Below are 24608 nucleotides of genomic sequence, written 5' to 3'. Positions count from 1 at the left end.
GACGAATCACCGGGTCAGTAGCGGTAGTGCTCGGGCTTGTACGGGCCTTCGACGTCGACGCCGATGTACTCTGCCTGATCCTTCGTGAGCTTGGTCAGCGTGCCACCGAGTGCCTCGACGTGGATCTTGGCGACCTTCTCGTCGAGGTGCTTCGGGAGGCGGTAGACCTCGTTGTCGTACTCGTCCGGCTTCGTCCACAGTTCGATCTGCGCGATGACCTGGTTGGAGAAGCTGTTGCTCATCACGAACGACGGGTGGCCCGTCGCGTTGCCGAGGTTGAGCAGGCGGCCTTCGGACAGCACGATGATCGAGTGGCCGTCGGCGAACGTGAACTCGTCGACCTGCGGCTTGATGTTGATCCGCGTGACGTCGCCGGACTTCTCGAGGCCGGCCATGTCGATCTCGTTGTCGAAGTGACCGATGTTGCCCAGGATGGCCTGATGCTTCATGGCCTTCATGTGCTCGAACGTGATGATGTCCTTGTTACCGGTGGACGTGATCACGATGTCGGCCCAGCCGATGGCCTGCTCGACTGTCTTGACCTCGAAGCCGTCCATGAGCGCCTGCAGGGCGTTGATGGGGTCGACCTCGGTGACCGCGACGCGAGCGCCCTGGCCGCGAAGTGCCTCGGCACAACCCTTGCCGACGTCTCCGTAACCGCAGACCAGCGCAGCCTTGCCGCCGATCAGAACGTCGGTGCCGCGGTTGATGCCGTCGAGCAGCGAGTGGCGCGTGCCGTACTTGTTGTCGAACTTGCTCTTGGTGACCGAGTCGTTGACGTTGATAGCGGGGAACGTGAGTTCACCGGCAGCGGCAACCTGGTACAGGCGCAGAACGCCCGTGGTGGTCTCCTCGGTGACGCCCTGGACGGACTCGGCGATTGCCGTCCACTTGCCCTTGTCGGACTCGAGGGACTGACGCAGAAGTGCAAGGAAGACCTTGTACTCGTCGGAATCCTGGTCGTCGTCCGTCGGCGGGACGACGCCGGCCTTCTCGAACTGTGCGCCCTTGAGCACCAGCATGGTGGCGTCGCCGCCATCGTCGAGAATCATGTTGGCAGGCTCACCCGGCCAGGTCAGCATCTGCTCGGCTGCCCACCAGTACTCTTCGAGGGTTTCACCCTTCCAGGCGAAAACCGGAACGCCCTTGGGCTCTTCCGGGGTGCCGTGCGGACCGACGACGATGGCGGCGGCAGCGTGATCCTGCGTGGAGAAGATGTTGCATGAAGCCCAGCGGACCTCGGCGCCGAGCGCGGTCAGCGTCTCGATCAGCACCGCGGTCTGAATGGTCATGTGCAGCGAGCCGGAAACGCGAGCGCCCTTGAGCGGCAACACCTCTGCGTATTCGCGACGAAGCGCCATGAGGCCGGGCATCTCGTGCTCTGCCAGACGGATTTCCTTGCGACCGAACTCCGCGAGCGAAAGATCTGCAACTTTGAAGTCGATGCCGTTACGGCTCTCGGCCACGGGCGTTGTTGAAACTGAGGTCGTCATCTGCCTCTCCTGGTTGACGTGCATACTCTGCACAAGCCTATCGGTGTACCAGGCTATCGGTTAGACGCCCTCTCCCGCCCGCCCCTCTACTGCGCGGCCCTCGCGCGCCACGTCGATGAACGGCCCGAGCAGTATGCCCAGATCCTCCGCCACCGAAGCCTCGGACTCCGGCGGCATCGAAATGTAGCTCAGCCCGAGACGCGCAATCGCCCTGGCCAGAATTCCGGCGTCGGCGGGTGACGCCTGAATCCACCCTCGCTGGAAACTCTCCGCAAGCCGCGACGACGCGCGCTCGATGATGACCGCACTGTCGGTGGTGATCAGGCGAAGCAGGTCCGGCTTGGCCTCACCGGTGAGCAGAGAGATCACCAACGGGTCGGTTGCACTGGAGGCGAAAAACGATCCGAAACCCGCCGTCAACGCCTCGACTGCACGTCCGTCGTTCGCCACCATGGCCTCGTCCACCGCGTCGACGAAGCCGTCAGCAAGGCGAAGCGCGTACGCCTCGGCAAGCCCTTGCCTCGAGCCGAACTCGTTGTAGAGCGTCTGACGACTCACACCGGCATGCTTGGCCAGAACCGTCAGCGTCACCTCGGACCAGTCGCGCTCGGTCAACAACTCACGCATCGAATCGAGCACCGACGTACGCAGCAGCAGGCGCGACGCTTCTTTCTGCGGCAGACGAGTGGGCGTCGAAGTCATGGTGACGACACTACCGCCGCACCTAGGTCCGTTCGACGCCGACGCATCTCACCGTCGTTCGACCTCAACCATGAAGAAGTCGCTCTTCGCCGCCCCGCAGTCCGGGCAACTCCAGTCTTCGGGAATGTCGTCCCAGCGAGTGCCCGGTTCGATACCGTCCTCCGGCCAGCCGACTGCCTCGTCGTACTCGAAGCCGCATTGCGCGCACTGATACAGCTTGTAGTCGTTCATGATTCACTCCCCGCCGTTGCCGGCATCGGCTCGAAGTCCAGCTTTTCCCTCACGCCGCAGTCCGGACAGCACCAGTCGTCCGGCACGGCATCCCACGGCGTGCCCGCCGGAAACCCTTCTCGTGGTGCACCCTTCGATTCGTCGTAGACGTATTCACAGACCGGGCATCGATAGCTGCTCATCACGCTGCTCCGTACCGAGCAAGGATGCGATCACGCTTGGACGGCTGAACGTTGACGCGGGTGATGTCGCCGCCGTAGTGCGCAAGGACTTTGGGATCCATCACTTTTCGCCACAGCGGTGGAACGTAGGCGAGGATGATCATGCTCGCGTACCCACTGGGCAGGTTGGGCGCACCGTCCATGCTTCGAAGCGTCTGATAACGACGCGTCGGGTTCGCGTGATGATCGCTGTGACGCTGGAGGTGATACAGGAAGATGTTGGTGCAGATGTGATCACTGTTCCAACTGTGCTCCGGTGCTGCACGCTCGTACCGCCCGCTGTCCAGACGACGACGCTTCAGTCCGTAATGTTCGAGGTAGTTGACGGTTTCGAGCAGACAGAATCCGAACACGGCCTGCAGCACCAGGAACGGCAGTACCGAGAGGCCGAAGACGGCGACGAGGACACCGAACAGTACGACGGACATCAACCACGAATGCAGGACGTCGTTGCGAATTGTCCACGGCTTCTTACCCAGTCGATCGAGTCTGGCCTTTTCCAGGGACCACGACGAGCGCAGAGATCCCCACACACTGCGCGGCAGGAAGGTCCAGAAGCTCTCACCGAAGCGAGACGACGCCGGATCCTCGGGCGTGGCGACGCGCACGTGGTGTCCACGATTGTGCTCGATGTAGAAGTGGCCGTAAAACGACTGCGCCAGAGTGATCTTCGACAACCAGCGTTCGAGATCGTCCTTCTTGTGACCGAGCTCGTGTGCGGTGTTGATCCCGATTCCTGCGACACAACCGATACTGATCGCCAGACCGATCTTGGAGATCAGCCCAAGTCCCCCGTCGATTCCGAGCCAGGACAGATCGGTCGCCGACCAGAGGTAGCAGGCCATGACCAGGCTGACCAACTGGAACGGTATGTAGATGTAGGTGCAATACCGGTAGTACTTGTCGTTCTCGAGGCGCTCCATCACTTCGTCCGGCGGATTCTCGCCGTCTGGGCCGAAGAAGACGTCGAGGATCGGGAGCAGGATGTAGACGAGAAGCGGCCCGATCCACCACCACACCGGCGAGACCGCATTCCATCCGAGACTGTTGAACAACGCGACCAATCCGACGGCGATGAAGACCGCCGTCGGCGGCACGAGGCCGAGCAGCCAGAGGTATCTCTTCTTGTCACGCCACTGCTCGGGCGGGAGCGTCTGGCCGGATTGCGAGTCCACGTGCGTCGACACGGTCTACCTCCTCGATTCGGACCGACCCGAAAACTGTGAGTCAGTTCACTATGAGGTAGACAGTACTACTGATTTTGTACAAGTGATAGACAAATCATAAACTTTGTACATCTACTCGATTTCGCCGCGTTCACGCTTCCCGATCATCGAATGCTGCCTGCTGTAGGCAAAATAGATGACAACGCCGAGGGCCATCCAGACCACGAACCTCATCCAGGTCTCCACCGACAGGTTGAACATCAGCCACAGACACGCGAGGACGGCCAGAATCGGGACCAGCGGGACCAGCGGCACCCTGAATCCGCGAGGTAGGTCGGGACGCGTCCGACGGAGCACGAGAACCCCGATCGAGACGAGAACAAAAGCGAACAGTGTGCCGATGTTGACCATTTCCTCGAGGGTGCCGATCGGAAAAACGCCGGCGAGCACCGCGACCACGACGCCGACCAAGATCGTGATCCGCACAGGGGTTCCGTGCTTGCCGGTCGGCGCCAGGCGTCGTGGCATCAGACCGTCGCGTGCCATCGCGAAGAGCACCCTGGTCTGCCCGAGCATCAACACCATCACCACTGTCGTGAGACCGGCCAACGCACCGAACGAGATGACGTTTTTCGCCCACGTGATGTCGTGGAAGGCGAATGCCGTTGCCAGATTGGATGTATCGCCCTCGAGCTCGGTGTATTTCACCATCCCGGTCAGCACCAGTGTCACCGCCACGTACAGAACCGTGACGATCAAGAGCGAACCCAGGATGCCGCGTGGCAGCGCCTTCTGCGGCTCCTTCGCCTCCTCCGCCGTCGTGGCGACGACGTCGAAGCCGATGAACGCGAAGAACACCAGACTGGCTGCCGCGAGCAATCCGTACCACCCGAAGGTGCTGCCACCGGCCCCGGTCACGTACGAGAACAACGACTGGTGGATGCCCTCTCCCGTCGAGCCCGGCTCCGACGGCGGAATGTACGGCGAGTAGTTGTCGGTGTCGATGTAGAAGAGGCCGACGACGATCACCAGCAACACCACCGCGACCTTGATCGCCGTGATCACCAGCGACACCCTCGACGAGAGTTTTGTGCCGGTCGCGAGCAGGATCGTGATGACAGCGATCACCAGCACCGCACCCCAGTCGAAGGATATCGGCCCCAACTCGACGATCGGGCTGCGTGAGCCCATCACTTCGCCGAGGTACAGCGACCAGCCTTTGGCGACCACCGAAGACGCCAAGGCGAATTCGAGGATGAGATCCCAGCCGATGATCCAGGCGACGAATTCGCCGAACGTCGCGTACGAGAACGTGTACGCGCTACCGGCAACCGGGACCGTCGACGCGAATTCGGCGTAACACAGCGCTGCCAGTCCGCAGGCGATGGCGGCAATGACGAACGCGAGCGAGACCGACGGCCCGGCGACATTTCCCGCCGTCCGAGCCGTGAGTGTGAAGATGCCCGCACCGATGACTACTGCGACACCGAACACCGTGAGATCCCACGAGTTCAGTTCTTTCCGGAGTTTGGTTTCCGGCTCGTCGGTGTCCTTGATGGACTGCTCGATCGATTTGGTTCGAAACAGCTTCGACCGTCCAGATCCGGCCTGCTCGTCCTTGACAGCCATTGCCGCCTCCTTGCTGGGGACCAGCAGGTCCCACCATGGGCAAGTAGAGAGATGGCATCAGCCTAAGCCCGCAGGCGCAGCTTTGTTCAGGGTTTGTCGGGAGCCTGTAGATCTGTTTCAGGGCGATCTCCTGCGCTGAGACGATCCAGGTCCGGCTCGAGGTAGATCACCCGCGCCGCAGGCACTGCAGCGCGCACGCGAGACTCGGCCTCGTCGATCGCCGTCGCCACGTCCGAGATCGTCGATCCGATCGGCACCGCAACCTTGGCAGCAACAAGGATCTCCTCGGGACCGAGGTACTGCGTCTTGCAATGAATGACGCGTTCGATACGAGTTCCGTCGACCAGGGCGTTGAGGATCAGTTCGGTCTCCACCGCCGTTGCGCCCTCACCGATCAGCAGCGACTGCATTTCGATGATCAGAATGACCGCGATGATGCCGAGCAGGACACCGATGCACAGAGTTCCGATGCCGTCGAAGACCGGATTTCCGGTCACCATCGTGAGACCGACGCCGCCGAGTGCAAGGACGAGACCGATCAATGCGCCGGTGTCCTCGAGCAGCACAACCGGGAGTTCCGGGCTACGAGAGGTTCGGATGAAGTTCCACCACGACGCATTTCCCTTGAGCGGTCGTGATTCCTTCGCTGCGGTCCGGAAGCTGTAGCCCTCCAGACAAATCGCTATGCCAAGAATAGCGATTGCCACGAAAGCCGAATTGAGTTCTTCCGGATGCTGAATCTTGTGAATACCCTCGTAAATCGCGAACAGCGAACCGAGGGTGAAGAGCACCAGTGCAACGACGAACGAATAGAAGTATCGGTTGCGCCCGTAGCCGAACGGGTGCAGTTGATCCGCGTCACGTTCTGCCTTCTTCTGCCCCAGGAGCAGCAAACCCTGATTGGACGTGTCGGCCACCGAGTGCACCGATTCGGCGAGCATCGACGACGATCCGGTGATCAAGAATCCGGCGAACTTGGCTACGGCAATTCCGGCATTGGCTCCGAGGGCCGCCAGAATTGCCTTCTTGCCACCATGAGCCGACACAATGTCTCCTAGTTTCCGACTACGGCACTGAAAACCTGCGCAGTCGGGGTCCGTGTGCTCAGGTGTATCGCGGGCTCGTCGGCAGCGATCCACGCCGCTCGGCCTCGATCGAGGTCGAGAGTGTCAGTGCCGCACGTCGCAGTGACCGCGCCGTCGGTGCAGATCAGAATCCGCGGGCCTGAAGCGTCGACGGCGATGTCCGTGGAATTCGCGTCGAACTCCAGACGCGTCAAACGAAATTCGGGCGCCGGCGTGACGTACTCGTATCTACCTGATCCTGACTGACCTGATCCTGATGACGGGGCCGGATCGAGCACTTCGATATCGGCCCCGACGAAGTCCAGAACCCTCAGCAATTCGGGCACGTCGACGTGCTTCGGTGTCAGCCCACCACGCAGCACGTTGTCGGAGTTGGCCATGATCTCGACCGCGAGTCCATGGAGATACGCGTGGAGATTGCCGGCAGCGAGAAACAGTCCTTGGCCGGGCTCGAGGGTGACGCGGTTGAGCAGCAGTGCCGCCAGAACACCGGCGTCGCCGGGGTACGCCTCGCTCAATTCCAGCGCGGTGCGGATCTCGGTCACGAATTCGGCGTCGTGGTGCGCGACGTAGGTGATGCACCCGGCAAGTACGGCAGGGAGCAAGGTCCCGAGCACCGTGGACGGCAGCGTGATCCACGTCGTGAACAACGCCCGCAGTCCGTCGGAATCGGGTTGGCCTTCGAGCAGACCGATGTACGGCTCCAACTCGTCGACGGCCAGAGCGCGCAGCAGTTTGACAGTCCGCGTCGGCTCGCGGAATCCGGCAAGCGCTTCGAATCTGCTCAGCGCGACAACGAGTTCGGGCTTGTGGCTGCCGTCCTTGTAGTTGCGAATCGGCGATTCCATGGGAACGCCGAGTGCGTTCTCACGACGAAATCCCTCGTCGGCTTGAACGGCGCTGGGGTGCGCTTGAAGCGACAGCGGTTCTTCCGCCGCAAGCAGCTTGAGCAGGAATGGGAGTCGCTCACCGAATGCCTCGAGGTTCTCACGGCCGAGTTCGCGTTCGGGTTCGCGGTGCAGGACCTCGAGCAACGACTCGCTTCCGGATTCGGTGATCACGCGCGCCGGGTCACCCGGGTGCGCGCCCAACCACAATTCCGCTTCGGGATGATTCGACGGAGTCGAAAGACCGCGTAGTTCGGCAATTGCCGTTCGCGAGCCCCACGCGTAAGAACGAAGTGCACCTTCGAGTTCACGCACTTACTTCGCACCGCCCGTCAACTGCACGTACGCCGCGGCCATGTCTATTCGAGACGCCAACACGAATACCTGCTCCATCTCCGATATGACCACGTTGGTCTGGTCTTCGTCTGCCGCAACCACCAGGTCGGCGTCAGCCAGTGCGTCCATCCGGCGCCTCGCCTCCCCGCGCGTGGATTCGGTCGCGAAGACGAACGCCCGCGCCGGCGGGGTCGGCAGCGCGCCGTCGAGTTGCGGATCGTGAAAGAAGGGGTCGTGGAACACCGAATCACGTGAAGCTGCGTCCGGCGCGAACAGTGCCCGCGCCGAACGAATCACCTCGGAGATCTCGGCGGCAGCGGCGTTCAGGCCGGAGCTCATCAACGCAACGCTCGAGAACTCTGCGAGTGCTGTTGTCACGGAACCACTTCCACACAGAACGACTCGCCGGCCGCTCATCCTGGTGGCCAACGACTTGGCCGGGTTGTGGAATACCTCGTTGGCAGGTCCGTCCCGCAGCGCCTCCGCATCAACTGCGTCGGCGATTCGACCGAGCACCGCCGAACGGTCCTCGATCGATCCCTTGCCCTCGATTTCGGCGGCAACCGCGAGGAAGACGGCGAGGAACCGCGTCATAGTGTGCCGGGGCGAGGCGTAGAGCCGCGGTGGCAAGGGCATGGTGCGCCCGGCCGCCACGGCTCGCATGGGCCCCTCGTCGGGAACGGCGACAACAACCTCGGCGCCGCGGCGTACGGCACTGTCAACGGATTCGACGAGGCGTGGATCACCGGCATCGTCACCGGCGACGACGATCACGTCCAATGGCCCGGCCCACGACGGCGTCCGATCGAGAACGAGGAGCGGGCAACCGACCGAATCTCCTACGAGAGCAAGCGCGATCCTGGCTCCGTGCCGGGCGCCACCCGCGCCGGCGATGAGTACGACGCTGCGCGGACGCAGACCGGCCAATCGGGAGATCACACCCTCACCGACGGCCGACGCGGTGGCCCGAATCTGTGCGCCGCCCATGGCTACAGACCGCAGTAGCCCTTCCGAATCGGCAGCTGACAAACCCTCGCTGTCGTCGAGGTCGAGAAGCGGCATCGGCGCTGTCATCTCACCGCACCCCCTTCTCCGTTAGCAGTTCCCGCACCATCCAGCATTCCAGCTCCACGCGGTCCGTGGTGGCAAAGCCCTCGTTCCCGAGGCCGTCGTTCCTGAGATAGTCCCCCAACTATCCCAGGGCTTCGGCTCACCGACAAACCGATCAGACTCGGATTCAAGCCCGGACGATCGCCAGAATTTCGTTCACCAATGCGTCGACATCGGCGGACGTGGGTGCTTCGACGTTGAGTCGCAGCAGTGGTTCGGTGTTGGACGCGCGCAAGTTGAACCAGGCATTTCCCTCGAGGCTGACCGTGACACCGTCGAGGCGATCCACCGACTCGGTGCGGTCGGCAAATGCCGCCAGTACAGCGGCCGTACGATCTGCCGCGTCAGCCACGGTGGAGTTGATCTCGCCCGAGGCCGCGTAGCGGGTGTACTCCGCCATCAACTCGGAGAGCGGACGATCCTGCTCGCCCAGTGCGGCGAGTACGTGCAGCGCCGCGAGCATGCCGGAGTCGGCGCCCCAGAAGTCGCGGAAGTAGTAGTGAGCGGAGTGCTCGCCGCCGAACACCGCACCGGTCTCGGCCATCTCCTGCTTGATGAACGAGTGGCCGACTCGGGTACGAATAGCGACGCCGCCGAGTTCTTCGACCAGTTCGGGCACTGCCCGTGACGTGATCAGGTTGTGGATGATCGACGCGCCCGGTTCCTTCGCGAGTTCGCGCTTGGCGACAAGTGCCGTCACCGCGGACGGCGAGACCGGGTCGCCCTTCTCGTCTACGACGAAGCAACGGTCCGCGTCACCGTCGAACGCCAAGCCGATGTCCGCTCCGGTTTCGCGCACGTAGGCCTGCAGGTCGACGAGGTTGGCCGGATCGAGCGGATTGGCTTCGTGGTTGGGGAACGTGCCGTCGAGCTCGAAGTAGAGCGGCAGGACGTCGAGGGGCATCGGCCCGAATACGGCCGGCGCGGTATGGCCGCCCATACCGTTGCCTGCATCGACTGCGACCTTCAGCGGGCGCAACGCAGCCAGGTCGACCAATCCGCGGAGGTAGCTCGCGTATTCCTCGAGGACGTCCTTGGTGCTGGCGGTGCCTGCCGGTCCGTCGTACGCGGGAACACCCGAGACGACCTCGGCGGAGATGACTGCGAGGCCGGTGTCCTGACCGACCGGCTTGGCGCCGGCCCGACACATCTTGATGCCGTTGTACTTGGCGGGATTGTGGCTCGCCGTGAACATCGCGCCCGGGCAGTTCAGCAAACCGGATGCAAAGTAGAGCTCGTCGGTCGACGCCAATCCGATGTAGACGACGTCGAGCCCTTGAGCAAGCACGCCGTCACCGAAAGCCGAAGACAGTGTGGGCGACGATGCGCGCATGTCGTAGCCGATCACAACCGTCGTGGCGGCGCCGGCCTCGTCGCGGACCAGGCGGGCGAACGACGCACCGACGTCGCGGACAAAATCTTCGTCGATCTGCTCACCGACCACACCGCGTACGTCGTACGCCTTGATGATTGCAGCAACCGACTCGGCTGTTCGCCCCACTGAAAACTCTCCTTGTGCATGCACCCTCACAGACGGGAACGTCCGGGCGCATGGCGTCCGGAGATTCGCAGTACTCGGGTGTGGAAGTACTCGGTCGAGCCTAGCGTCTACGGCGACGAATCTCGCGTCAGTTGGACGGGTCGGGCAGAACGCGTAGGTGTCCACGACGCCCTGTACGGGCAGTACTCGGAGCTGCGGGACGTATGTCCTCATCTGCATCGACGTTGGACTTGCTGCGATCTCCGAGACCGGCCTCACGTACAGCTTCAGCCAAAGCGGTCAGATCGTCTTCGTCGGGAGTACTCGACGCGAATCCGCCTTCGTGGCGGACGAGTTCCCACCCCTTGGGGGCGGTGATTCGAGAGCCGTGAGTGTCACACAAATCCCATGAATGGGGCTCGGCGACGGTTGCCAGCGGCCCGACAACCGCAGTGGAGTCCGAGTAGACATACGTAAGCGTCGCGACGGCGGGGTTCTTACACCCGGGGCGGCAGCAGCGACGCAGAGATCTCACAGGTACGGAGCCTAGCCCTCCCCACGTCCGGAACCTACTCGGACACACCGAGCAGTTTCTCCTGTCGTAATCTGGCGCCATGCCACAAGCCCGCCGCCGACGCTCGGTCACCACTCGTTCCATCGAGCGACACGGCCGTGGCCTGCGCGGACCGCTACTTCCCCCGGAGGTGCCCGCCAGGCGTACCCGCGCGGAGAAGTTCGATCTCCTGGTGCTCGACGCCTTCTCTCCCGTCGACCTCGCATGGCACGACCGGCTGACGAAACTCGACATCGCAGTGGACGAAGTTCCGAAGATTCACGCGCACGATCCGGAGTCCGTCACATGGCCGCCGGAGGTCATCGCAGACGGCCCGGTTCCACTGTCACGACTGATTCCGGCCGGAATCGACCGTCACGGAAATACGACTCGCGCAAGAATTGTGCTGTTTCGCCGCCCATTGGAGCAGCGAGCGAAGGATCCGGAAGAACTCACGGATCTGGTGCACGACGTGTTGGTCCATCAAGTCGGCACGTATCTGGGCGTCGACCCACAGGTCATCGACCCCACGCTGCCCGACGAGGACTGATACTGCCCGACGAGGACTGACGCACTGTCAGACGAAAAAACTGATGTCACACGAAGAAGTAAATCCACACGAAGAACAAAACAGTCGTTGCTTGACCTGCAATTCCCCGTTGCAGGTCAGACTTTCGAAGACCGCCCGTCAGCCCCGACGCTGACAGAACCGATTCAGCAGCAGATCAGATGATCCCCCGCTTGAGTCGCCGACGCTCGCGCTCGGACAACCCTCCCCAGATTCCGAACCGTTCGTCGTTCGCGAGCGCGTACTCGAGGCACTCGTCACGAACTTCACAACCGAGGCAGATCCGTTTTGCTTCCCTCGTCGATCCTCCCTTTTCAGGAAAGAACGCTTCGGGATCGGTCTGCGCGCAGAGAGCACGCTCCTGCCACTGATCCTCGATGGTGTCGAACAATTCTTCGAAGCCGGTGACGAGACTCAGCACTGGCCGAGTACTCATACCGTCGAACTCACTGCTGCAGGCACCTTCCGCTGCGCCTGCTCGGGAATCGGTCTGCGGTTCGTCGCTTACTGTCATTGCGAGAGAACTGATCTCGACATTTTCATTGGGCATCGTTCCGCCTCCTCACCTGTAATAGCGCAGAATTTTCACTCCATCTTCAACCCCACCCCGTCGACCGTTCGAAACTGTGTTCGAAACCGGCCCCGCTGCAAGTGAACTCACAAGTAGCGGTTGGAATGACACATTTGAGATTACACACGTCCAGCGTGTCGCGGTCAAGCTAAACGAGATGAATCCATTAGTATTCCGGCCCTCAATTGACGGGACCTTCTGCCCGCCAGACACGACGACGCGCCGACCGCCTAGGCTCTGTTGTCGTGAACGTGACTGTATTGGTTGGCGGCGTCGGCGGGGCCCGTTTCCTTCAAGGTGTTCAAAACGCGCTCGGAATCGCCGGTGGTGAATCCCTCGAGAAATACGAAGGCCCACATCGCATCACGGCCGTCGTCAACGTCGGGGACGACGTGTGGATGCACGGTCTGCGCATCTGCCCCGATCTGGACACTTGTATGTACACACTCGGCGGCGGCATCGACACCGAACGCGGGTGGGGGCACGCCGGCGAAACCTGGAATGCGAAAGAAGAACTCGCCGCGTACGGCGCGAAGCCGGACTGGTTCGGCCTCGGAGATCGCGATATCGCAACGCATTTGATTCGCAGCCAGATGCTCCGCACGGGATATCCGTTGTCCGCGATCACCGAAGCGTTGTGCAATCGCTGGAATCCCGGTGTCGCACTGCTTCCCGTGAGCGACGACCGCAGCGAAACACACGTCGTGATCACCGATCCGGAAGACGGTGAGCAGAAGGCGATTCATTTCCAGGAGTGGTGGGTACGCCATCGGGCACAGGTGGAAACGCACAGCTTCGCTCACGTCGGCGCCGAGCAGGCCAAGCCCGCGCCAGGGGTGGTCGAGGCGATCGACGGTGCCGACATCGTGCTGATCGCACCGTCCAATCCCGTCGTGAGCGTCGGCGCAATCCTCGCGGTGCCCGGCATTCGCGGTGCCCTGCGAACAACCGCGGCCAAGGTTGTCGGCCTCTCCCCCGTCATCGGCGGAAAACCGTTGCGCGGCATGGCTGACGAGTGCCTCGAGGTGATCGGGGTCGAGACGACTTCGGAGGCGATCGGTCGCCACTACGGAGCTCGTTCGATCAACGGCATTCTCGACGGCTGGCTCGTCGACGAAGGTGACACGGCCGACATCGACGGGGTGGACGTGCGAAGCATCCCACTTTTGATGACGTCCCCCGAAGAGACCGCGAAAATGGTTCGCACGGCTTTCGAGATCGCCGGAGTCGAACTGTGACCGAGCCCGGAACCGAAGCAAGCCGCGACAGAAATCACTCTCCCGGTGATCACTCCCCCGGCGCCGCAATCGAAGTCATTCCAGTGCTCGGGCTTCCCGAGTTCCGGCCCGGAGACGACTTGGCCACCGCTGTCGTCGACGCGACGCCGTGGCTCGAGAGCGGCGACGTCGTTGTCGTCACGAGCAAGGTGTTCTCCAAAGTCGAGGGTCGCATCGTTTCCTCACCGACCGATCCGGAAGAGCGCGACGCGGCACGACGCCTCCTGGTGGATCAGGAAGCCGTCCGCGTCGTGGCACGCAAGGGCCGCACTCTGATCACCGAGAACAAACTCGGAATCGTGCAGGCCGCATCGGGCATCGACGGCTCCAACGTCGACGGTGCCGAATTGGCGCTGCTCCCCGTGGATCCGGATGCGAGCGCTGCGGGTCTGCGCGCCCGAATTCTCGAGAGCACGGGCAAGTCCGTCGCCGTCGTCGTCACCGACACGATGGGTCGTGCGTGGCGCAACGGGCAGACCGACGCCGCAATCGGTTCCTCCGGCATTCCGGTCCTGCACGGCTACCTCGGAGCACAGGACAGTCAGGGCAACGATCTGATCGTCACCGAGATCGCGATCGCGGACGAAATCGCCGCTGCGGGCGACTTGGTCAAGGGCAAGCTGGGCGGCGTTCCCGTCGCCGTCGTTCGTGGGCTTCGGTTCGAGGACGACGGTTCGAGTGGCCAGGATCTGATTCGCCGCGGCCCGGACGATCTGTTCTGGCTGGGCACCGAGGAAGCTACGGCGATGGGCCGTGGCCAGGCGCTGCTGTTGCGTCGATCGGTCCGACAGTTCGCAAGTGATCCCGTCGACGCGGAGATCATTCGCAGCTCGATCGCCGAGGCACTCACCGCTCCCGCACCGCACCACACGAGACCGGTTCGATTCGTGTGGCTACGCACGGAGTCGGTCCGCACGGCTCTTCTCGAGCAGATGCGCGAGAAGTGGGCCGCCGATCTTCGCGCCGACGGTCGCAGTGACGAATCCGTCGAGGCCCGGGTTGCCCGCGGAAACATCCTGTTCGAGGCCCCCGAGGTCGTCATTCCCTTCTGCGTGCCCGATGGCGCACACAGTTATCCGGATGCCGGACGAACCGCGGCGGAGTCGACGATGTTCACGGTCGCCGCCGGCGCGGCAGTGCAGGGACTGCTGGTCTCGTTGGCTACCCGCGGCGTGGGAAGCTGCTGGATCGGATCGACGATCTTCGCCGCCGATCTCGTACGCGAACAACTCGATCTCCCGGCGGATTGGCAGCCACTCGGTGCCATCGCAATCGGGCACCCCCTCGAACCACTGACTCCGCGCTCTGTCTCCGCCCCCGGGGACGCGTTGGTGGAGCTGTAGGTCCCATGTCAGCCGAATCGCTGCACGCCTCCGCCAAGGGCGTCCTGGAGGGCTGGGAGACGTCCTCCGAAGCGGACGAATCATTGCGGCACACGATGCTCGCGTTCCTCGATTCGGCTCCGGACGGCTGCCTTCGTCGCCACGCACCGGGACACATCACCGCGTCGTCTCTCGTTCTCGACGAGAGTGGCTGCCACGTCTTGCTGACCCTGCATCCCAAGGTGGGCAGGTGGATTCAGCTCGGCGGCCACTGCGAGCCCGACGACGAGACGGTGGTAGATGCGGCATTGCGGGAAGCTCGCGAGGAGTCCGGAATTCACGACGTTCGGATAGACGCGGACCTACTCTCCGCCCACACGCATCCGATCACGTGCTCACTCGGAGTACCGACTCGCCATCTCGATCTACGGTTTCTTGTTGCGGCGCCGGACAATTCACATATCGTCCGCAGCGCAGAGTCCACCGACCTCAGATGGTGGCCGGTGGACGCGCTCCCACCTACAGCGGAACGCGAGACCATCGACCACCTGGTCGCGCTCGCCCGTCAGCGCAAGAATCAGGACTGAATCGGAGAAAGCTGGGGCTGCTTGGCGCTCACGCCGTCGCCCGAAGATGTTCCCTTCACGCGCCGAGCTACCCACGGCACCAAGAACTCTCGCGCCCATTGACGATCCTCGCGACGAGTTTCGGCTTTCGTGAGAACCGGCGCAGGCCCGAGATCGGGCGGGGTCAATCCGTGTTCGACGCCGAGCACGTCGAGCACACGCGTCGCCATGTTCTCGTGCCCGGAGGGCGACATGTGGAGGCGATCCCAGTCCCACATCCGAAGGTCCTGATATTCGGAGAATCGCCAGAAGTCGACGAGGGTCGCGTCGTGGCGGTCGGCCACCTCGCGAACAAGCTCGTTGTAGATCGCCAGACGTCCGCGGAGCTTGCCGAAGAAGGCGGACCATCCGGTGTCGTACGCGGTGAACATCAGAACCCGAGCGCCGGATGCAGTGAGCTGACCGATTGCCGAATCGTAGCGGGCGACCATCGCATCGATGTCGAGCTTCGGACGCATCATGTCGTTTCCGCCGGCGTAGATGGTCACCAGATCGGGCTTCAACGCCAGAGCGGGTTCCAACTGCTCGTCGATGATCGGTCCGAGTAGGCGACCACGAATCGCCAGGTTGGCGTAGCGGAAGTCGGGATTGTTCACCGCCAGCTGCTCGGCCACTCGGTCTGCCCACCCGCGCAGACCGTTGGGGAATCGTTCGTCGGCGTCGCCGACGCCCTCGGTGAACGAGTCACCGAGGGCAACGTAACGGCTCGGAAGAGAAGTCATACCCGCCAGTATTCCAGTAGGTCAGCTAACGATCACACATCTGTGCTGAAGCGCACGCCACCGTCCGGCAGCGTCACCCCCGGCCACACGCGTGCGCCGCGCAACAATTCACACCGCGCACCGATGTCCGCGCCGTCTCCGATGACAGCGTCGCGGACCAGCGCTCGGGGTCCGATACGGACGCCGAATCCGAGGATCGATCGTTCGACCACCGCCCCGGCTTCCACAACGGCGCCGTCGAAGAGAATTGCACCGTCGAGGCGAGCGCCTGCACCAACTTCTGCGCCTCGACCGACAACCGTGCCGCCGATCAGAACAGCGCCCGGCGCGATTCCGGCTCCGGGGTGAACCAGCGACTCGCCGCGCGGACCTTCGAGAGCCGGCGAAGGTGCGATACCTCGCACCAGGTCGGCGGAACCGCGAACGAAGTCCTCGGGGGTTCCCATGTCACGCCAGTACGACGAGTCGACGTGGCCGAACACCCGCTTGCCCTCGGCCAGGAGATTCGGGAACACCTCGCGCTCGACCGATACCGGTCGTCCTTCGGGGATCTGTTCGATGATCTCGCGCTTGAAGACGTAGCAACCGGCGTTGATCTGATCCGTCGGCGGATCCTGAGTCTTCTCCAGGAATGCCGAGACTCGTCCGTCCTCGTCGGTCGGAACGCAACCGAATGCTCGCGGGTCTCCCACACGAACCAGATGCAGGGTCACGTCGGCGTCCGTCTTCTCGTGGGTCTCGAGAATGCCGTTCAGATCGGTGCCACCGAGCACGTCGCCGTTGAACACCATGACGTTGTCACCGCGCAACTTCGGCAGCACGTTGCGGATTCCGCCACCGGTGCCCAGCGGTTCGGTCTCGAAGACGTAGTCGATCTCGAGGCCCATCTTGGAGCCGTCGCCGAAGTAGTCCTCGAATACCTCTGCCTTGAAGGACGTTCCGAGCACGACGTGCTTGATTCCGGCTGCCTCGATGCGGGCGAGCAGGTGCGTCAGGAACGGAAGGCCGGCTGTCGGAAGCATCGGCTTGGGCGCCGACAGCGTCAACGGACGCAGCCGAGTGCCCTTGCCGCCTACCAGGATTACGGCGTCGGTCGGATTCGGATCGGACATCATTTTCCCCCGTGGTTCGAAACTGATGGGTTGTCGGTCGAGTTGTCGGTGCGAGCGCGCTCGCGAACTGCAGAAGCTACGGCGATCTTGGATCGCACCGCGAGGCCACCGCGCAAGGCAAGTCGTAGCGGAGCCTGCCACCAGTGCGGATGGCGATCAGCCTGGAACTGGTACGCACTGCGATGATGGGCAGGCAACATCAGTTCCGGATGACGTCCTGCCGCATGGCCTTTGGCATGGGTGACGACGGCCGAGGGGACGAATACGTTGAGCCACCCGGCTTTTCCGAGGCGGTCACCGAAGTCCACGTCCTCCATGTACATGAAGTAACGAGAGTCGAAACCTGAGATGGTGTCGAAGGCGTCGCGTCGCACCAGCAGGCACGACCCGGAAAGCCACCCCACTGCACGCTCGGTGACGGCCTCGTTCTCCTGACGGTAACGAGCAGTCCACGGGTTCTTCGGCCATACGGTACCGAGCAACGCGTGCCCGACGCCCGAGGTGATGTCGGGCACCGTTCGCGCCGACGGATAGACACTGCCGTCCGGTTCGAGGACCTTCGGCCCCAGTGCACCGGCCCTTGGCCACCGATTTGCCGCAGCCACCAATTCGTCGAGTGAACCGGGTGCCCATTGGACGTCCGGGTTGGAAATCACGACGAATTCGATCGACGAATCGATCTCCGCTACAGCCCGATTTATCGCTCCCCCGTACCCGATGTTTCCGCCGGTTCGAAGCAGACGGACATGCTCGTACTTGGCATCGGCGGCCTCGGGGGCACCATCGGTCGACCCATTGTCGGCCATGATGACCTGGGGTTTTTCTGTCGTCGCCACAGCGAGCGTGCTCAAGAAATTCTCGAGATGCTCGCCTGGCGAGTAGGTCACCGTTACCACGGCCAGCTTGGGACTCACGCCGGTCAGCCTAGCCGTCCGCGGCCACTGCCCCGAACAATGCTCACGCCAGAGCGGCGTGCAGAGCCTCTCGCCACGGACGCAGCGGCGTCATTCCCGCGGTAACCCACGCGCGCTCGGACAAGACCGAATATGCCGGGCGAGAGGCAGGGCGTACGAACTCCGCACTACTGCACGGGCGCACCCGAGCAGGGTCTGCTCCGATCTCCTCGAAAACAGCTCGCGCCAACTCGTACCAACTTGCTTGCCCGCCGTTGGTCACGTGGAATGTCGACGCACCCGTGAAGTCCAGCAGCGCGAGTTCGACGATGCCGCCGGCCAGATCGACGCTGTACGTGGGTGACCCGATCTGGTCGTCCACGACGTTCACGAATTCGCGTTCGGCTTCGAGCCTTCTCATCGTGGCGACAAAATCCGTGCCGACACCGGAGTACACCCACGCGGTGCGGACAACGGCCGCGTCAGCCCCCGACTCTCGAACAGCGATCTCGCCGTCCAGTTTGGTTCGGCCGTAGACCGTCGCGGGACCGGTCGGTGCATCGACGTCGTATGGCGAGCTTGCATCGCCCGGAAAGACGTAGTCCGTCGAAACGTGGATCAACCGCGAACCCACCCGCGCACAGGCTTGCGCGAGATTCCGCGGTCCGATCTCGTTGACCGCCCTCGCCGCCTCCTGGTCGGTCTCGGCAGCATCGACGGCCGTGTACGCAGCGCAGTTGATCAGCACCGAACCAGGCGAGACGAAGTCGTCGACCGCGCGGCTGTCGGTGATGTCCAGCTCGCGGGAACCGACGGCCGTCACAGTGTGACCCGCCGACGTTGCGAGAGCATCGATACGTGTTCCGAGCTGCCCTCGGGCGCCGGTGAGCAGGATATTCGTCACACGGTTGAGTCTGGCACGCCGCGTCGAGGTACCCGCGGCCGAGCATCGGACCAGTAACCTGAAGGGGTGTCCCACCAGCAACCGCAGCGCCGCGCGCGTCCACGACCTGCGCCGATTCGGACCAAGACGAGCCCGGCTCGCATAGCGGTCGCGGTGCTGTCCGTGCTCGTACTGCTGGTCACCGGGTTCGCGTGGCGGGGTGTGGACTCGTTGAGAAACAGCCTTGCCACTGCCAGCGGACTCGGCCTCGGTGGCGGCAAGGACGGCGCCATCGACATTCTGATGGTGGGAACGGACAGTCGAACGGACGCGCACGGCAACCCGCTCTCACAAAGCGAGCTCGACTCGTTGCGCGCAGGTGAGGAAGTTGCGTCCAATACCGACACCATCATCTTGATCCGCGTCCCCAACGACGGGAGTTCCGCGACCGCGATCTCGATTCCCCGCGACGCGTACGTCAACGTCCCGGGTATCGGTATGTCGAAGATCAACGCCGCGTTCGGTGCCACCAAGGAAACCGAACGGCTGAAGTTGGTCAACAACGGGTCGTCCGACAGCGACGCAGACAAGAAGTCGACGGAAGCCGGCCGGACCGCGCTCATCGGAGCGGTGGCGAATCTGACCGGCATCACCGTCGATCACTACGCCGAAGTCGGACTACTCGGATTCGTCCTGCTGACCAACGCAGTGGGCGGAGTCGACGTGTGCCTCAACGCGCCGGTAGACGAACCGATGTCCGGAGCCAATTTCGCGGCCGGGAAACAGACACTCGACGGTGCCGACGCGCTGAGCTTCGTGCGACAACGACACGATCTTCCTCGCGGCGACCTGGACCGGATCGTTCGCCAGCAGGTGTTCATGGCTTCTCTCGTCAGCAAGGTACTCAGCGCAAAAACCCTCAGTGACCCCGGCAAGCTCAGTCAGCTGACCTCGGCTGTCCAGCGTTCCGTCGTGATCGACGACGACTGGGACATCATCGAGTTCGCCAAGCAGTTGCAGAATCTGGCCGGCGGCAAGGTGCAATTCGAGACAATTCCCGTTCTCGACATCAACGGCATGACCGATTACGGCGAGTCCATCGTCAAGGTCGATCCCAAGGCCGTCAAGAAGTACATCGCGGGATTGGTCGGCGCCGACAGCGAGGACTCGGAGGAGACCTCCGAAGCACCGACCACGGTGAATGCGTCCTCGATCACTGTCGACGTCGCAAACGCCAGTGACATCGCAGGGTTGGCCAGCGGGGTTTCCGAAGCGTTGAGTGCCCTCGGATACAAGCAGGGTCAGGTCGGCAACAACACCGGCTCCGACGTCACCGAATCTACGGTGTTCGCAAAGTCCGCGGACGACGACGCAGCACTCGCGGTGGCCGAGGCACTCGGCGGTCTGACGGTCAAGGCGGATTCGTCATTGTCCTCGGGCAAGGTTCGGGTTGTCATTGCCGAGGACTACAGCGGCCCGCAGTCCGCGGACGCGGTATCCCCGCCCGAAGGAGCGACAAGCACGACTGAATCGTCGAGCACCACCGAGACCAGCCCCACTCCCGCCCCTCCCGGCCCGCCGATCGACGCGGCCTCCAACGGCCCGCGCTGTGTCAACTGAAAAATTGTGTGAACTGAACGGCTGCGTAAGCTGACGACGTGCCTTCGCCTGTAGACAACCTGACCGACGCCCTCCTCGGACCGATCCTGGCTGCCGACCCGGCCGGCCCTCGCGTGACCTACTACGACGACGCCACCGGCGAGCGCATCGAATTGTCTGCGAGCACTCTGGCCAACTGGGCGGCAAAGACAGCGAATATGGTCCGCGACGAGTTCGCCCTCGAGCCCGGCAGCAAAGTTGCCGTGCTGCTTCCCGCGCACTGGCAGAGCGTCGCCGTCTTGCTGGGTGTGTGGTGGGCAGGCGGTGAGGTGGTCCTCTCCCCCGACGCCGACGCCGAACTGGCTTTTGTCACTGCCGACCGACTGGACGATGTTGCGGACGTACCGGAAGTAGCCGCACTCTCCCTCGACGCGTTCGGCAAAGGTTTGAGCGATCTTCCGCTCGGCGTCGCCGACTACGCAACCTCCATCCGTGTGCACGGCGACCAGTTCCGTAGCGCCGGGGCCGGTTCGGCGCTGGAAGGCCGGTCCGTAGCGGACACGATCGACGCGGCACGGGCATCGGCGAAGAACGTCGAATTGGTGTCGACGGATCGTGTCCTCTCCAGTCGCACGTGGGACACGGCAGACGAATTGATCGACGGGCTTCTGGCAGTTCTCGCCGCGGGTGCCTCACTCGTGCAGGTGGCCCACCCGGACGCGGAAGCTACCGCGCGCCGAGTGGGCACCGAGAAGGTCACGAAACAGTTCTGAACGCTAGCTCGCGAGAGCTGTCACCGGTGACACCAGCCCCGCCCGCCTAGCGGGGAGCAGTGACGCGATCACACCGCAGATTCCGCCGATCAACACGATGGCTACCAACTGCACCCACGGCACTGCGCTGAGGGCGACGTCCTCGATCCCGAAAACCGATGCGGTACCGGCTACACCGAACACCATCCCGAACAGCACTCCGATCACCGATGCGACTCCTGCCACGAGCAGCGCTTCCCAGATCAACATGGCTCGAATTCCCTTCTTGGTCAGACCGAGTGCGCGAAGCAGTCCGGATTCGCGGCGCCGTTCGAGAACGGACAGTGCCATGGTGTTTCCGACGCCGATCAAAGCGATCAACACCGCTACCGACAGCAATCCGGCAACCACCATGAGCATGGTGTCGAGGATCGAATCGAGAGCTGAACGCATCTCGGTCATGCCCTGAACATCGCTGCCCGGCGCTTCCTGGCGTGCCAGTTCGGTGATGCGGTCGGTGGCGGCCAAAGCCTGTTCGTCAGTATCCGTCCCCAGCCTTACCCAGTACGAATCGGTGGTCGGCGCGGTGGCCGCTGCACCGAGATCGCCTCGATCCAGTAGTGCTGGTTGACCTTTCACGCCCTCGACCACGCTGACGTTCACGATGCCGCGATCCCCACGCACCGTCGCCGTATCGCCCGCCGAAAGCTTGTATTCGGTCAGGTCAGCGGGCGAGAGCACCAACTGACCGGCCGCGGGCACCGAGATCTCGGTACGCAGAACATCTTTCACCCGAGCAGCGTCGACGCCGAATCCGGCCAACGAACCGCGCCCGTCGATCGTCAGTTCGGCCTTGTCCAGACCGCTCACCGCGCCGACACCGTTGACCGCGGCGATGTCTGTGCCCAACCCTGCGGGAAGCGGTGCCGAACCGGAACTGCTCACCATGACGTCGACGGGGAATTGACTGTCCATCGCCGCGGGTGCGGCTTCCTTGACCGTCGCGATTCCCACGACGAGCGTGCTCGTCAAGGCCACACCGATCAACAATGCGATGGCTGTCGCCGAGGTGCGGCGTGGGTTCCGACCGGCGTTGCCTGCTGCCAGGCTTCCCACCGGACCGATCAGTCTCGCCAACACTCCGCCGGCCGCATTGATCAGTGCAGGCACGATTCGACCGGACAGTGCCGCGATCCCCAGGAACGAGAACAGTCCACCGGCGGTTGCGGCCGGCACCTGCTGATTCGTCACTCCCAGGACGGTCATCGCGATGCCCGCGAGCAGGATCACGACGCCGAGAACCCGGCGCACCACCGATACCTGAACGCTCTCGGGCTTGGACTCCATCGGCTGCAGTGCTGCCAGCGGGGAGAGCCTCGTTGCCGCCCGCCCGGGCGCAGATGCAGCGAGCATCGTCATCACGATGCCGACGGCAAGACCGACGAGCACGGTCACCGGGGTGACGCTCAGTGACGAAAGAGGAACCGGCACATCTGCGGCCGTTGCTACGCGACCGATTGCCCAGGCAAGTCCGACACCGAGTCCGACGCCGATCACCGAGGCGATCACGCCGACCGCCGCGGCTTCACTGCGAATGCTCCGGCGAACCTGTTTGGCCGTGGCGCCGACGCATCGCAGCAACGCAAGTTCCTGAGTGCGCGCCGCGAGCAGCACGGCAAATGTATTGGCGATCACCAGCGCGGCAACAACAACGGCGATGGCGCCGAAGGCGAGCAACACCGTGCTGAGGATCTTGGTGCCGCCCATGTATTCGGCTGCGGCGTTGTCTGTGGCTTCGTCGCCGGTCAGCACGGTGGAGTCCGCGGGCAACGCGCTCGAGATCGAATCCACGAGTTCTTGCTGAGAGCGTGAACCGTCACCGGCGACACGGAACTCACGTTCGGCACTGTCACCGGCCCACGCGCTCACCTGCTCGGCGGTGGTGAATATCTTGATCCCGCCTAGTCGTTGCGCCGAACCGGAGAGGTCGACCAGTCCGACTACCTCCGCGGTGGGTGCAGCGGCACCGACCGTCGAATCCCGTGCCGTGACTGTGATTCGGGCACCGATCGGTATCCCGGAGTCCGCGCTCACCAACACCTGCCCCAGACCGGCCGGAATCGATCCCTCCGACACCTTCTCCCAACGCAATTCGGGATTGTCGGCAATCGAGAGCGCATCCCCGTAGGACGCGCCCTTTGCCTCGGAGTCGACACGAACATACGTCGACACGTCGTCGGCCACCGCCGAGACGCCCGGCACCGCGCTCAGCAGAGCTTCCGTCACGCCTGGACCGGACGCGACGACATCTGTGGTTTCGTATTGCGTCGCAAGTGATTTGCTCACACTCGCGTCGACCGTCGAGCTCAAAGTCAACGTCGCGACGATGTATCCGACGGCGATCACCACCGCGAGTATCGACGCCACATAGCGCCCGGCGTGTGCCCGCGCCTGCGCAAAAGCCAGACCTCTCATCGCAATGCACCCGAAACTGCAGGAACATCGGCCAGGTCGTCGGCACCGAGAGCTCGCATGGCACCGATCACCGAGTCGACGGTGGGATGGTCGATCTCTCCGGCTATACGCCCGTCCGCGATCAACACGACTCGATCCGCGTACGACGCCGCCACCGGATCGTGTGTCACCATCACGACCGTCTGACCGGTCTCCCGGACACTGGTGCGCAAGAGTCCCAGAACCTCTGTCCCGGAACGGGAATCCAGGTTGCCGGTAGGCTCGTCGGCAAAGATCACGTCGGGCTGGGGCAGTAATGCACGGGCGACAGCTACACGTTGCTGCTGACCGCCGGACAACTCGTGCGGCAGGTGGCCGAGGCGCTGCGACAGGCCCAGCTTTCCGATCACCTCGTCCATCCACTCGGGCGAGGGTTCACTACCTGCCAGCTTCATCGGCAGCAGCATGTTCTCCCGAGCAGTGAGCACCGGTAGCAGGTTGAACGCTTGGAAGACGAATCCGATTCGCTCGCGTCGCAGTTCGGTGAGCTCCGTGTCGCCGAGTTTCGTGACTTCGGTGTCGCCCAGGAAAACCTGCCCACCCGAGACCGTGTCGAGTCCGGCCAGGCAGTGCATGAGCGTCGACTTTCCGGAGCCGGACGGGCCCATGATCGCGGTGAACCGCTCGCGACCGAAGTCCACGTCGACTCCGCCGAGCGCGTGAACCGTGGTCTCACCGGTGCCGTACACCTTGGTGACACCGCGGGCAGTGATCGCCGGCACTGCGGCTGGTTCCGTCGTGGTGTGCGCATGCATTTTTTGCCCTCCGTAAAGCTTCTCGCTATGACGGAATCGACGTTATTGCAGCGCAAGTGGTCTCCGCGTCGGAGTGCGGGGCGATCTTGGAGAGCCCGGTGTCATCCCGGGGTAGGACTGG

The 24608-nt window shown here is 63.3% G+C and carries 24 protein-coding genes; 6 read left to right on the top strand and 18 right to left on the bottom strand.

Features of this window, described 5'->3' with window-relative positions; translation table 11 throughout:
- Positions 1-14 precede the first annotated feature (14 nt).
- The 11 genes from ahcY to ACBG85_RS10665 form a co-directional block, all read right to left on the bottom strand.
- On the bottom strand, positions 15-1493 hold the full coding sequence (gene ahcY / locus ACBG85_RS10715) for an adenosylhomocysteinase (protein ID WP_003940766.1): 1479 nt from the start codon (positions 1491-1493) through the stop codon (positions 15-17).
- A gap of 60 nt (positions 1494-1553) precedes the next feature.
- Positions 1554-2195: a TetR family transcriptional regulator gene (locus tag ACBG85_RS10710; protein ID WP_003941024.1), complete on the bottom strand. Its 642-nt coding sequence runs from the start codon at positions 2193-2195 to the stop codon at positions 1554-1556.
- 48 nt (positions 2196-2243) lie between these two features.
- Entirely contained in the window at positions 2244-2426 is a 183-nt protein-coding gene (locus ACBG85_RS10705) for a rubredoxin (protein ID WP_003940894.1), read from the bottom strand.
- The gene (locus ACBG85_RS10700; protein ID WP_003940827.1) at positions 2423-2608 is read right to left on the bottom strand and encodes a rubredoxin; all 186 of its coding nucleotides are present in this window, start codon (positions 2606-2608) and stop codon (positions 2423-2425) included. Before ACBG85_RS10700 ends, ACBG85_RS10705 begins: the two co-directional genes overlap by 4 nt.
- Positions 2608-3834 carry an alkane 1-monooxygenase gene (locus ACBG85_RS10695; RefSeq protein ID WP_372027447.1) on the bottom strand — a complete coding sequence of 409 codons (1227 nt, stop codon included), beginning with the start codon at positions 3832-3834 and terminating at the stop codon, positions 2608-2610. Before ACBG85_RS10695 ends, ACBG85_RS10700 begins: the two co-directional genes overlap by 1 nt.
- Before the next feature lie 111 nt (positions 3835-3945).
- The gene (locus ACBG85_RS10690) at positions 3946-5442 is read right to left on the bottom strand and encodes an amino acid permease (RefSeq protein ID WP_007731185.1); all 1497 of its coding nucleotides are present in this window, start codon (positions 5440-5442) and stop codon (positions 3946-3948) included.
- An 86-nt stretch (positions 5443-5528) separates the two neighbouring features.
- Complete coding sequence (locus tag ACBG85_RS10685) at positions 5529-6488, bottom strand: cation diffusion facilitator family transporter (protein ID WP_372027445.1); 960 nt, start codon at positions 6486-6488, stop codon at positions 5529-5531.
- 8 nt (positions 6489-6496) lie between these two features.
- Positions 6497-7729, bottom strand: coding sequence for a mannose-6-phosphate isomerase, class I (manA, locus tag ACBG85_RS10680; RefSeq protein WP_047271699.1), 1233 nt, complete (start codon positions 7727-7729; stop codon positions 6497-6499).
- Positions 7730-8824 (bottom strand): hypothetical protein, encoded by a 1095-nt coding sequence (locus ACBG85_RS10675; RefSeq protein ID WP_058039087.1) that lies wholly within the window; start codon positions 8822-8824, stop codon positions 7730-7732.
- A gap of 163 nt (positions 8825-8987) precedes the next feature.
- Entirely contained in the window at positions 8988-10361 is a 1374-nt protein-coding gene (locus ACBG85_RS10670; protein ID WP_003941022.1) for a phosphomannomutase/phosphoglucomutase, read from the bottom strand.
- 127 nt (positions 10362-10488) lie between these two features.
- Complete coding sequence (locus ACBG85_RS10665) at positions 10489-10875, bottom strand: DUF3499 domain-containing protein (RefSeq protein ID WP_007731177.1); 387 nt, start codon at positions 10873-10875, stop codon at positions 10489-10491.
- 79 nt (positions 10876-10954) lie between these two features.
- Here ACBG85_RS10665 and ACBG85_RS10660 point away from each other — a divergent pair, with 79 nt between their 5' ends.
- Positions 10955-11443, top strand: coding sequence for a metallopeptidase family protein (locus ACBG85_RS10660; protein ID WP_003940797.1), 489 nt, complete (start codon positions 10955-10957; stop codon positions 11441-11443).
- A 175-nt stretch (positions 11444-11618) separates the two neighbouring features.
- On the opposite strand, the gene ACBG85_RS10655 is transcribed toward ACBG85_RS10660, so the two are convergent.
- On the bottom strand, positions 11619-11897 hold the full coding sequence (locus ACBG85_RS10655) for a WhiB family transcriptional regulator (RefSeq protein ID WP_020907098.1): 279 nt from the start codon (positions 11895-11897) through the stop codon (positions 11619-11621).
- A 380-nt stretch (positions 11898-12277) separates the two neighbouring features.
- Here ACBG85_RS10655 and cofD point away from each other — a divergent pair, with 380 nt between their 5' ends.
- The 3 genes from cofD to ACBG85_RS10640 are packed head-to-tail and all read left to right on the top strand — an operon-like array spanning position 12278 to position 15218.
- Positions 12278-13270 (top strand): 2-phospho-L-lactate transferase, encoded by a 993-nt coding sequence (gene cofD, locus ACBG85_RS10650; RefSeq protein ID WP_003940958.1) that lies wholly within the window; start codon positions 12278-12280, stop codon positions 13268-13270.
- Positions 13267-14652 carry a coenzyme F420-0:L-glutamate ligase gene (locus ACBG85_RS10645; RefSeq protein ID WP_372027441.1) on the top strand — a complete coding sequence of 462 codons (1386 nt, stop codon included), beginning with the start codon at positions 13267-13269 and terminating at the stop codon, positions 14650-14652. Before cofD ends, ACBG85_RS10645 begins: the two co-directional genes overlap by 4 nt.
- A gap of 5 nt (positions 14653-14657) precedes the next feature.
- Entirely contained in the window at positions 14658-15218 is a 561-nt protein-coding gene (locus ACBG85_RS10640) for an NUDIX hydrolase (RefSeq protein WP_372027439.1), read from the top strand.
- Here ACBG85_RS10640 and ACBG85_RS10635 read toward each other — a convergent pair.
- Genes ACBG85_RS10635 through rfbD form a run of 4 tightly spaced genes read right to left on the bottom strand, consistent with a single transcriptional unit; the run spans position 15209 to position 18888 of the window.
- Positions 15209-15979, bottom strand: a complete 771-nt coding sequence (locus tag ACBG85_RS10635) for an SGNH/GDSL hydrolase family protein (RefSeq protein WP_003940765.1) — start codon at positions 15977-15979, stop codon at positions 15209-15211. The genes ACBG85_RS10640 and ACBG85_RS10635 overlap by 10 nt on opposite strands.
- 32 nt (positions 15980-16011) lie before the next feature.
- Complete coding sequence (locus ACBG85_RS10630) at positions 16012-17094, bottom strand: sugar phosphate nucleotidyltransferase (RefSeq protein ID WP_037125580.1); 1083 nt, start codon at positions 17092-17094, stop codon at positions 16012-16014.
- Positions 17091-18005 carry a glycosyltransferase family 2 protein gene (locus tag ACBG85_RS10625; protein WP_003940999.1) on the bottom strand — a complete coding sequence of 305 codons (915 nt, stop codon included), beginning with the start codon at positions 18003-18005 and terminating at the stop codon, positions 17091-17093. The genes ACBG85_RS10630 and ACBG85_RS10625 overlap by 4 nt, the downstream gene beginning before the upstream one ends.
- Before the next feature lie 43 nt (positions 18006-18048).
- Positions 18049-18888, bottom strand: a complete 840-nt coding sequence (gene rfbD, locus ACBG85_RS10620; protein WP_230359719.1) for a dTDP-4-dehydrorhamnose reductase — start codon at positions 18886-18888, stop codon at positions 18049-18051.
- Positions 18889-19002: 114 nt separating this feature from the next.
- On the opposite strand from rfbD, the gene ACBG85_RS10615 reads away from it, so the two are divergent.
- Together ACBG85_RS10615 and ACBG85_RS10610 are read left to right on the top strand one after the other, a co-directional pair.
- On the top strand, positions 19003-20487 hold the full coding sequence (locus ACBG85_RS10615) for an LCP family protein (RefSeq protein WP_037125651.1): 1485 nt from the start codon (positions 19003-19005) through the stop codon (positions 20485-20487).
- Positions 20488-20525: 38 nt separating this feature from the next.
- Entirely contained in the window at positions 20526-21239 is a 714-nt protein-coding gene (locus ACBG85_RS10610) for a TIGR03089 family protein (protein ID WP_372027436.1), read from the top strand.
- A gap of 3 nt (positions 21240-21242) precedes the next feature.
- Here the strand turns inward: ACBG85_RS10610 and ACBG85_RS10605 are convergent, their stop codons facing one another.
- Together ACBG85_RS10605 and ACBG85_RS10600 are read right to left on the bottom strand one after the other, a co-directional pair.
- Positions 21243-23693 carry an ABC transporter permease gene (locus ACBG85_RS10605; RefSeq protein ID WP_372027434.1) on the bottom strand — a complete coding sequence of 817 codons (2451 nt, stop codon included), beginning with the start codon at positions 23691-23693 and terminating at the stop codon, positions 21243-21245.
- A complete protein-coding gene (locus ACBG85_RS10600) occupies positions 23690-24487 on the bottom strand; it encodes an ABC transporter ATP-binding protein (protein WP_003940882.1) in 798 nt (265 codons plus the stop codon). The genes ACBG85_RS10605 and ACBG85_RS10600 overlap by 4 nt, the downstream gene beginning before the upstream one ends.
- Positions 24488-24608: the final 121 nt, after the last annotated feature.

It is taken from the genome of Rhodococcus sp. NyZ502, assembly GCF_041464245.1.
GTDB lineage: Bacteria > Actinomycetota > Actinomycetes > Mycobacteriales > Mycobacteriaceae > Rhodococcus_F > Rhodococcus_F qingshengii.
Note: the sequence above shows the minus strand (reverse complement) of the source record. Positions and strands in the feature narration are given on the sequence as shown.

Excerpts from the sequence above, each read along its gene's own strand:
- ACBG85_RS10605 (WP_372027434.1), bottom strand. The coding sequence starts at position 23,693 with ATGAGAGGTCTGGCTTTTGCGCAGGCGCGGGCACACGCCGGGCGCTAT.
- ACBG85_RS10630 (WP_037125580.1), bottom strand. The coding sequence starts at position 17,094 with ATGATGTCCGATCCGAATCCGACCGACGCCGTAATCCTGGTAGGCGGC.
- ACBG85_RS10700 (WP_003940827.1), bottom strand. The coding sequence starts at position 2,608 with ATGAGCAGCTATCGATGCCCGGTCTGTGAATACGTCTACGACGAATCG.
- ACBG85_RS10660 (WP_003940797.1), top strand. The coding sequence starts at position 10,955 with ATGCCACAAGCCCGCCGCCGACGCTCGGTCACCACTCGTTCCATCGAG.
- ACBG85_RS10655 (WP_020907098.1), bottom strand. The coding sequence starts at position 11,897 with ATGAGTACTCGGCCAGTGCTGAGTCTCGTCACCGGCTTCGAAGAATTG.
- ACBG85_RS10690 (WP_007731185.1), bottom strand. The coding sequence starts at position 5,442 with ATGGCTGTCAAGGACGAGCAGGCCGGATCTGGACGGTCGAAGCTGTTT.
- ACBG85_RS10675 (WP_058039087.1), bottom strand. The coding sequence starts at position 8,824 with ATGACAGCGCCGATGCCGCTTCTCGACCTCGACGACAGCGAGGGTTTG.
- ACBG85_RS10640 (WP_372027439.1), top strand. The coding sequence starts at position 14,658 with ATGTCAGCCGAATCGCTGCACGCCTCCGCCAAGGGCGTCCTGGAGGGC.
- ACBG85_RS10600 (WP_003940882.1), bottom strand. The coding sequence starts at position 24,487 with ATGCATGCGCACACCACGACGGAACCAGCCGCAGTGCCGGCGATCACT.
- ACBG85_RS10635 (WP_003940765.1), bottom strand. The coding sequence starts at position 15,979 with ATGACTTCTCTTCCGAGCCGTTACGTTGCCCTCGGTGACTCGTTCACC.
- ACBG85_RS10710 (WP_003941024.1), bottom strand. The coding sequence starts at position 2,195 with ATGACTTCGACGCCCACTCGTCTGCCGCAGAAAGAAGCGTCGCGCCTG.
- ahcY (WP_003940766.1), bottom strand. The coding sequence starts at position 1,493 with ATGACGACCTCAGTTTCAACAACGCCCGTGGCCGAGAGCCGTAACGGC.
- ACBG85_RS10705 (WP_003940894.1), bottom strand. The coding sequence starts at position 2,426 with ATGAACGACTACAAGCTGTATCAGTGCGCGCAATGCGGCTTCGAGTAC.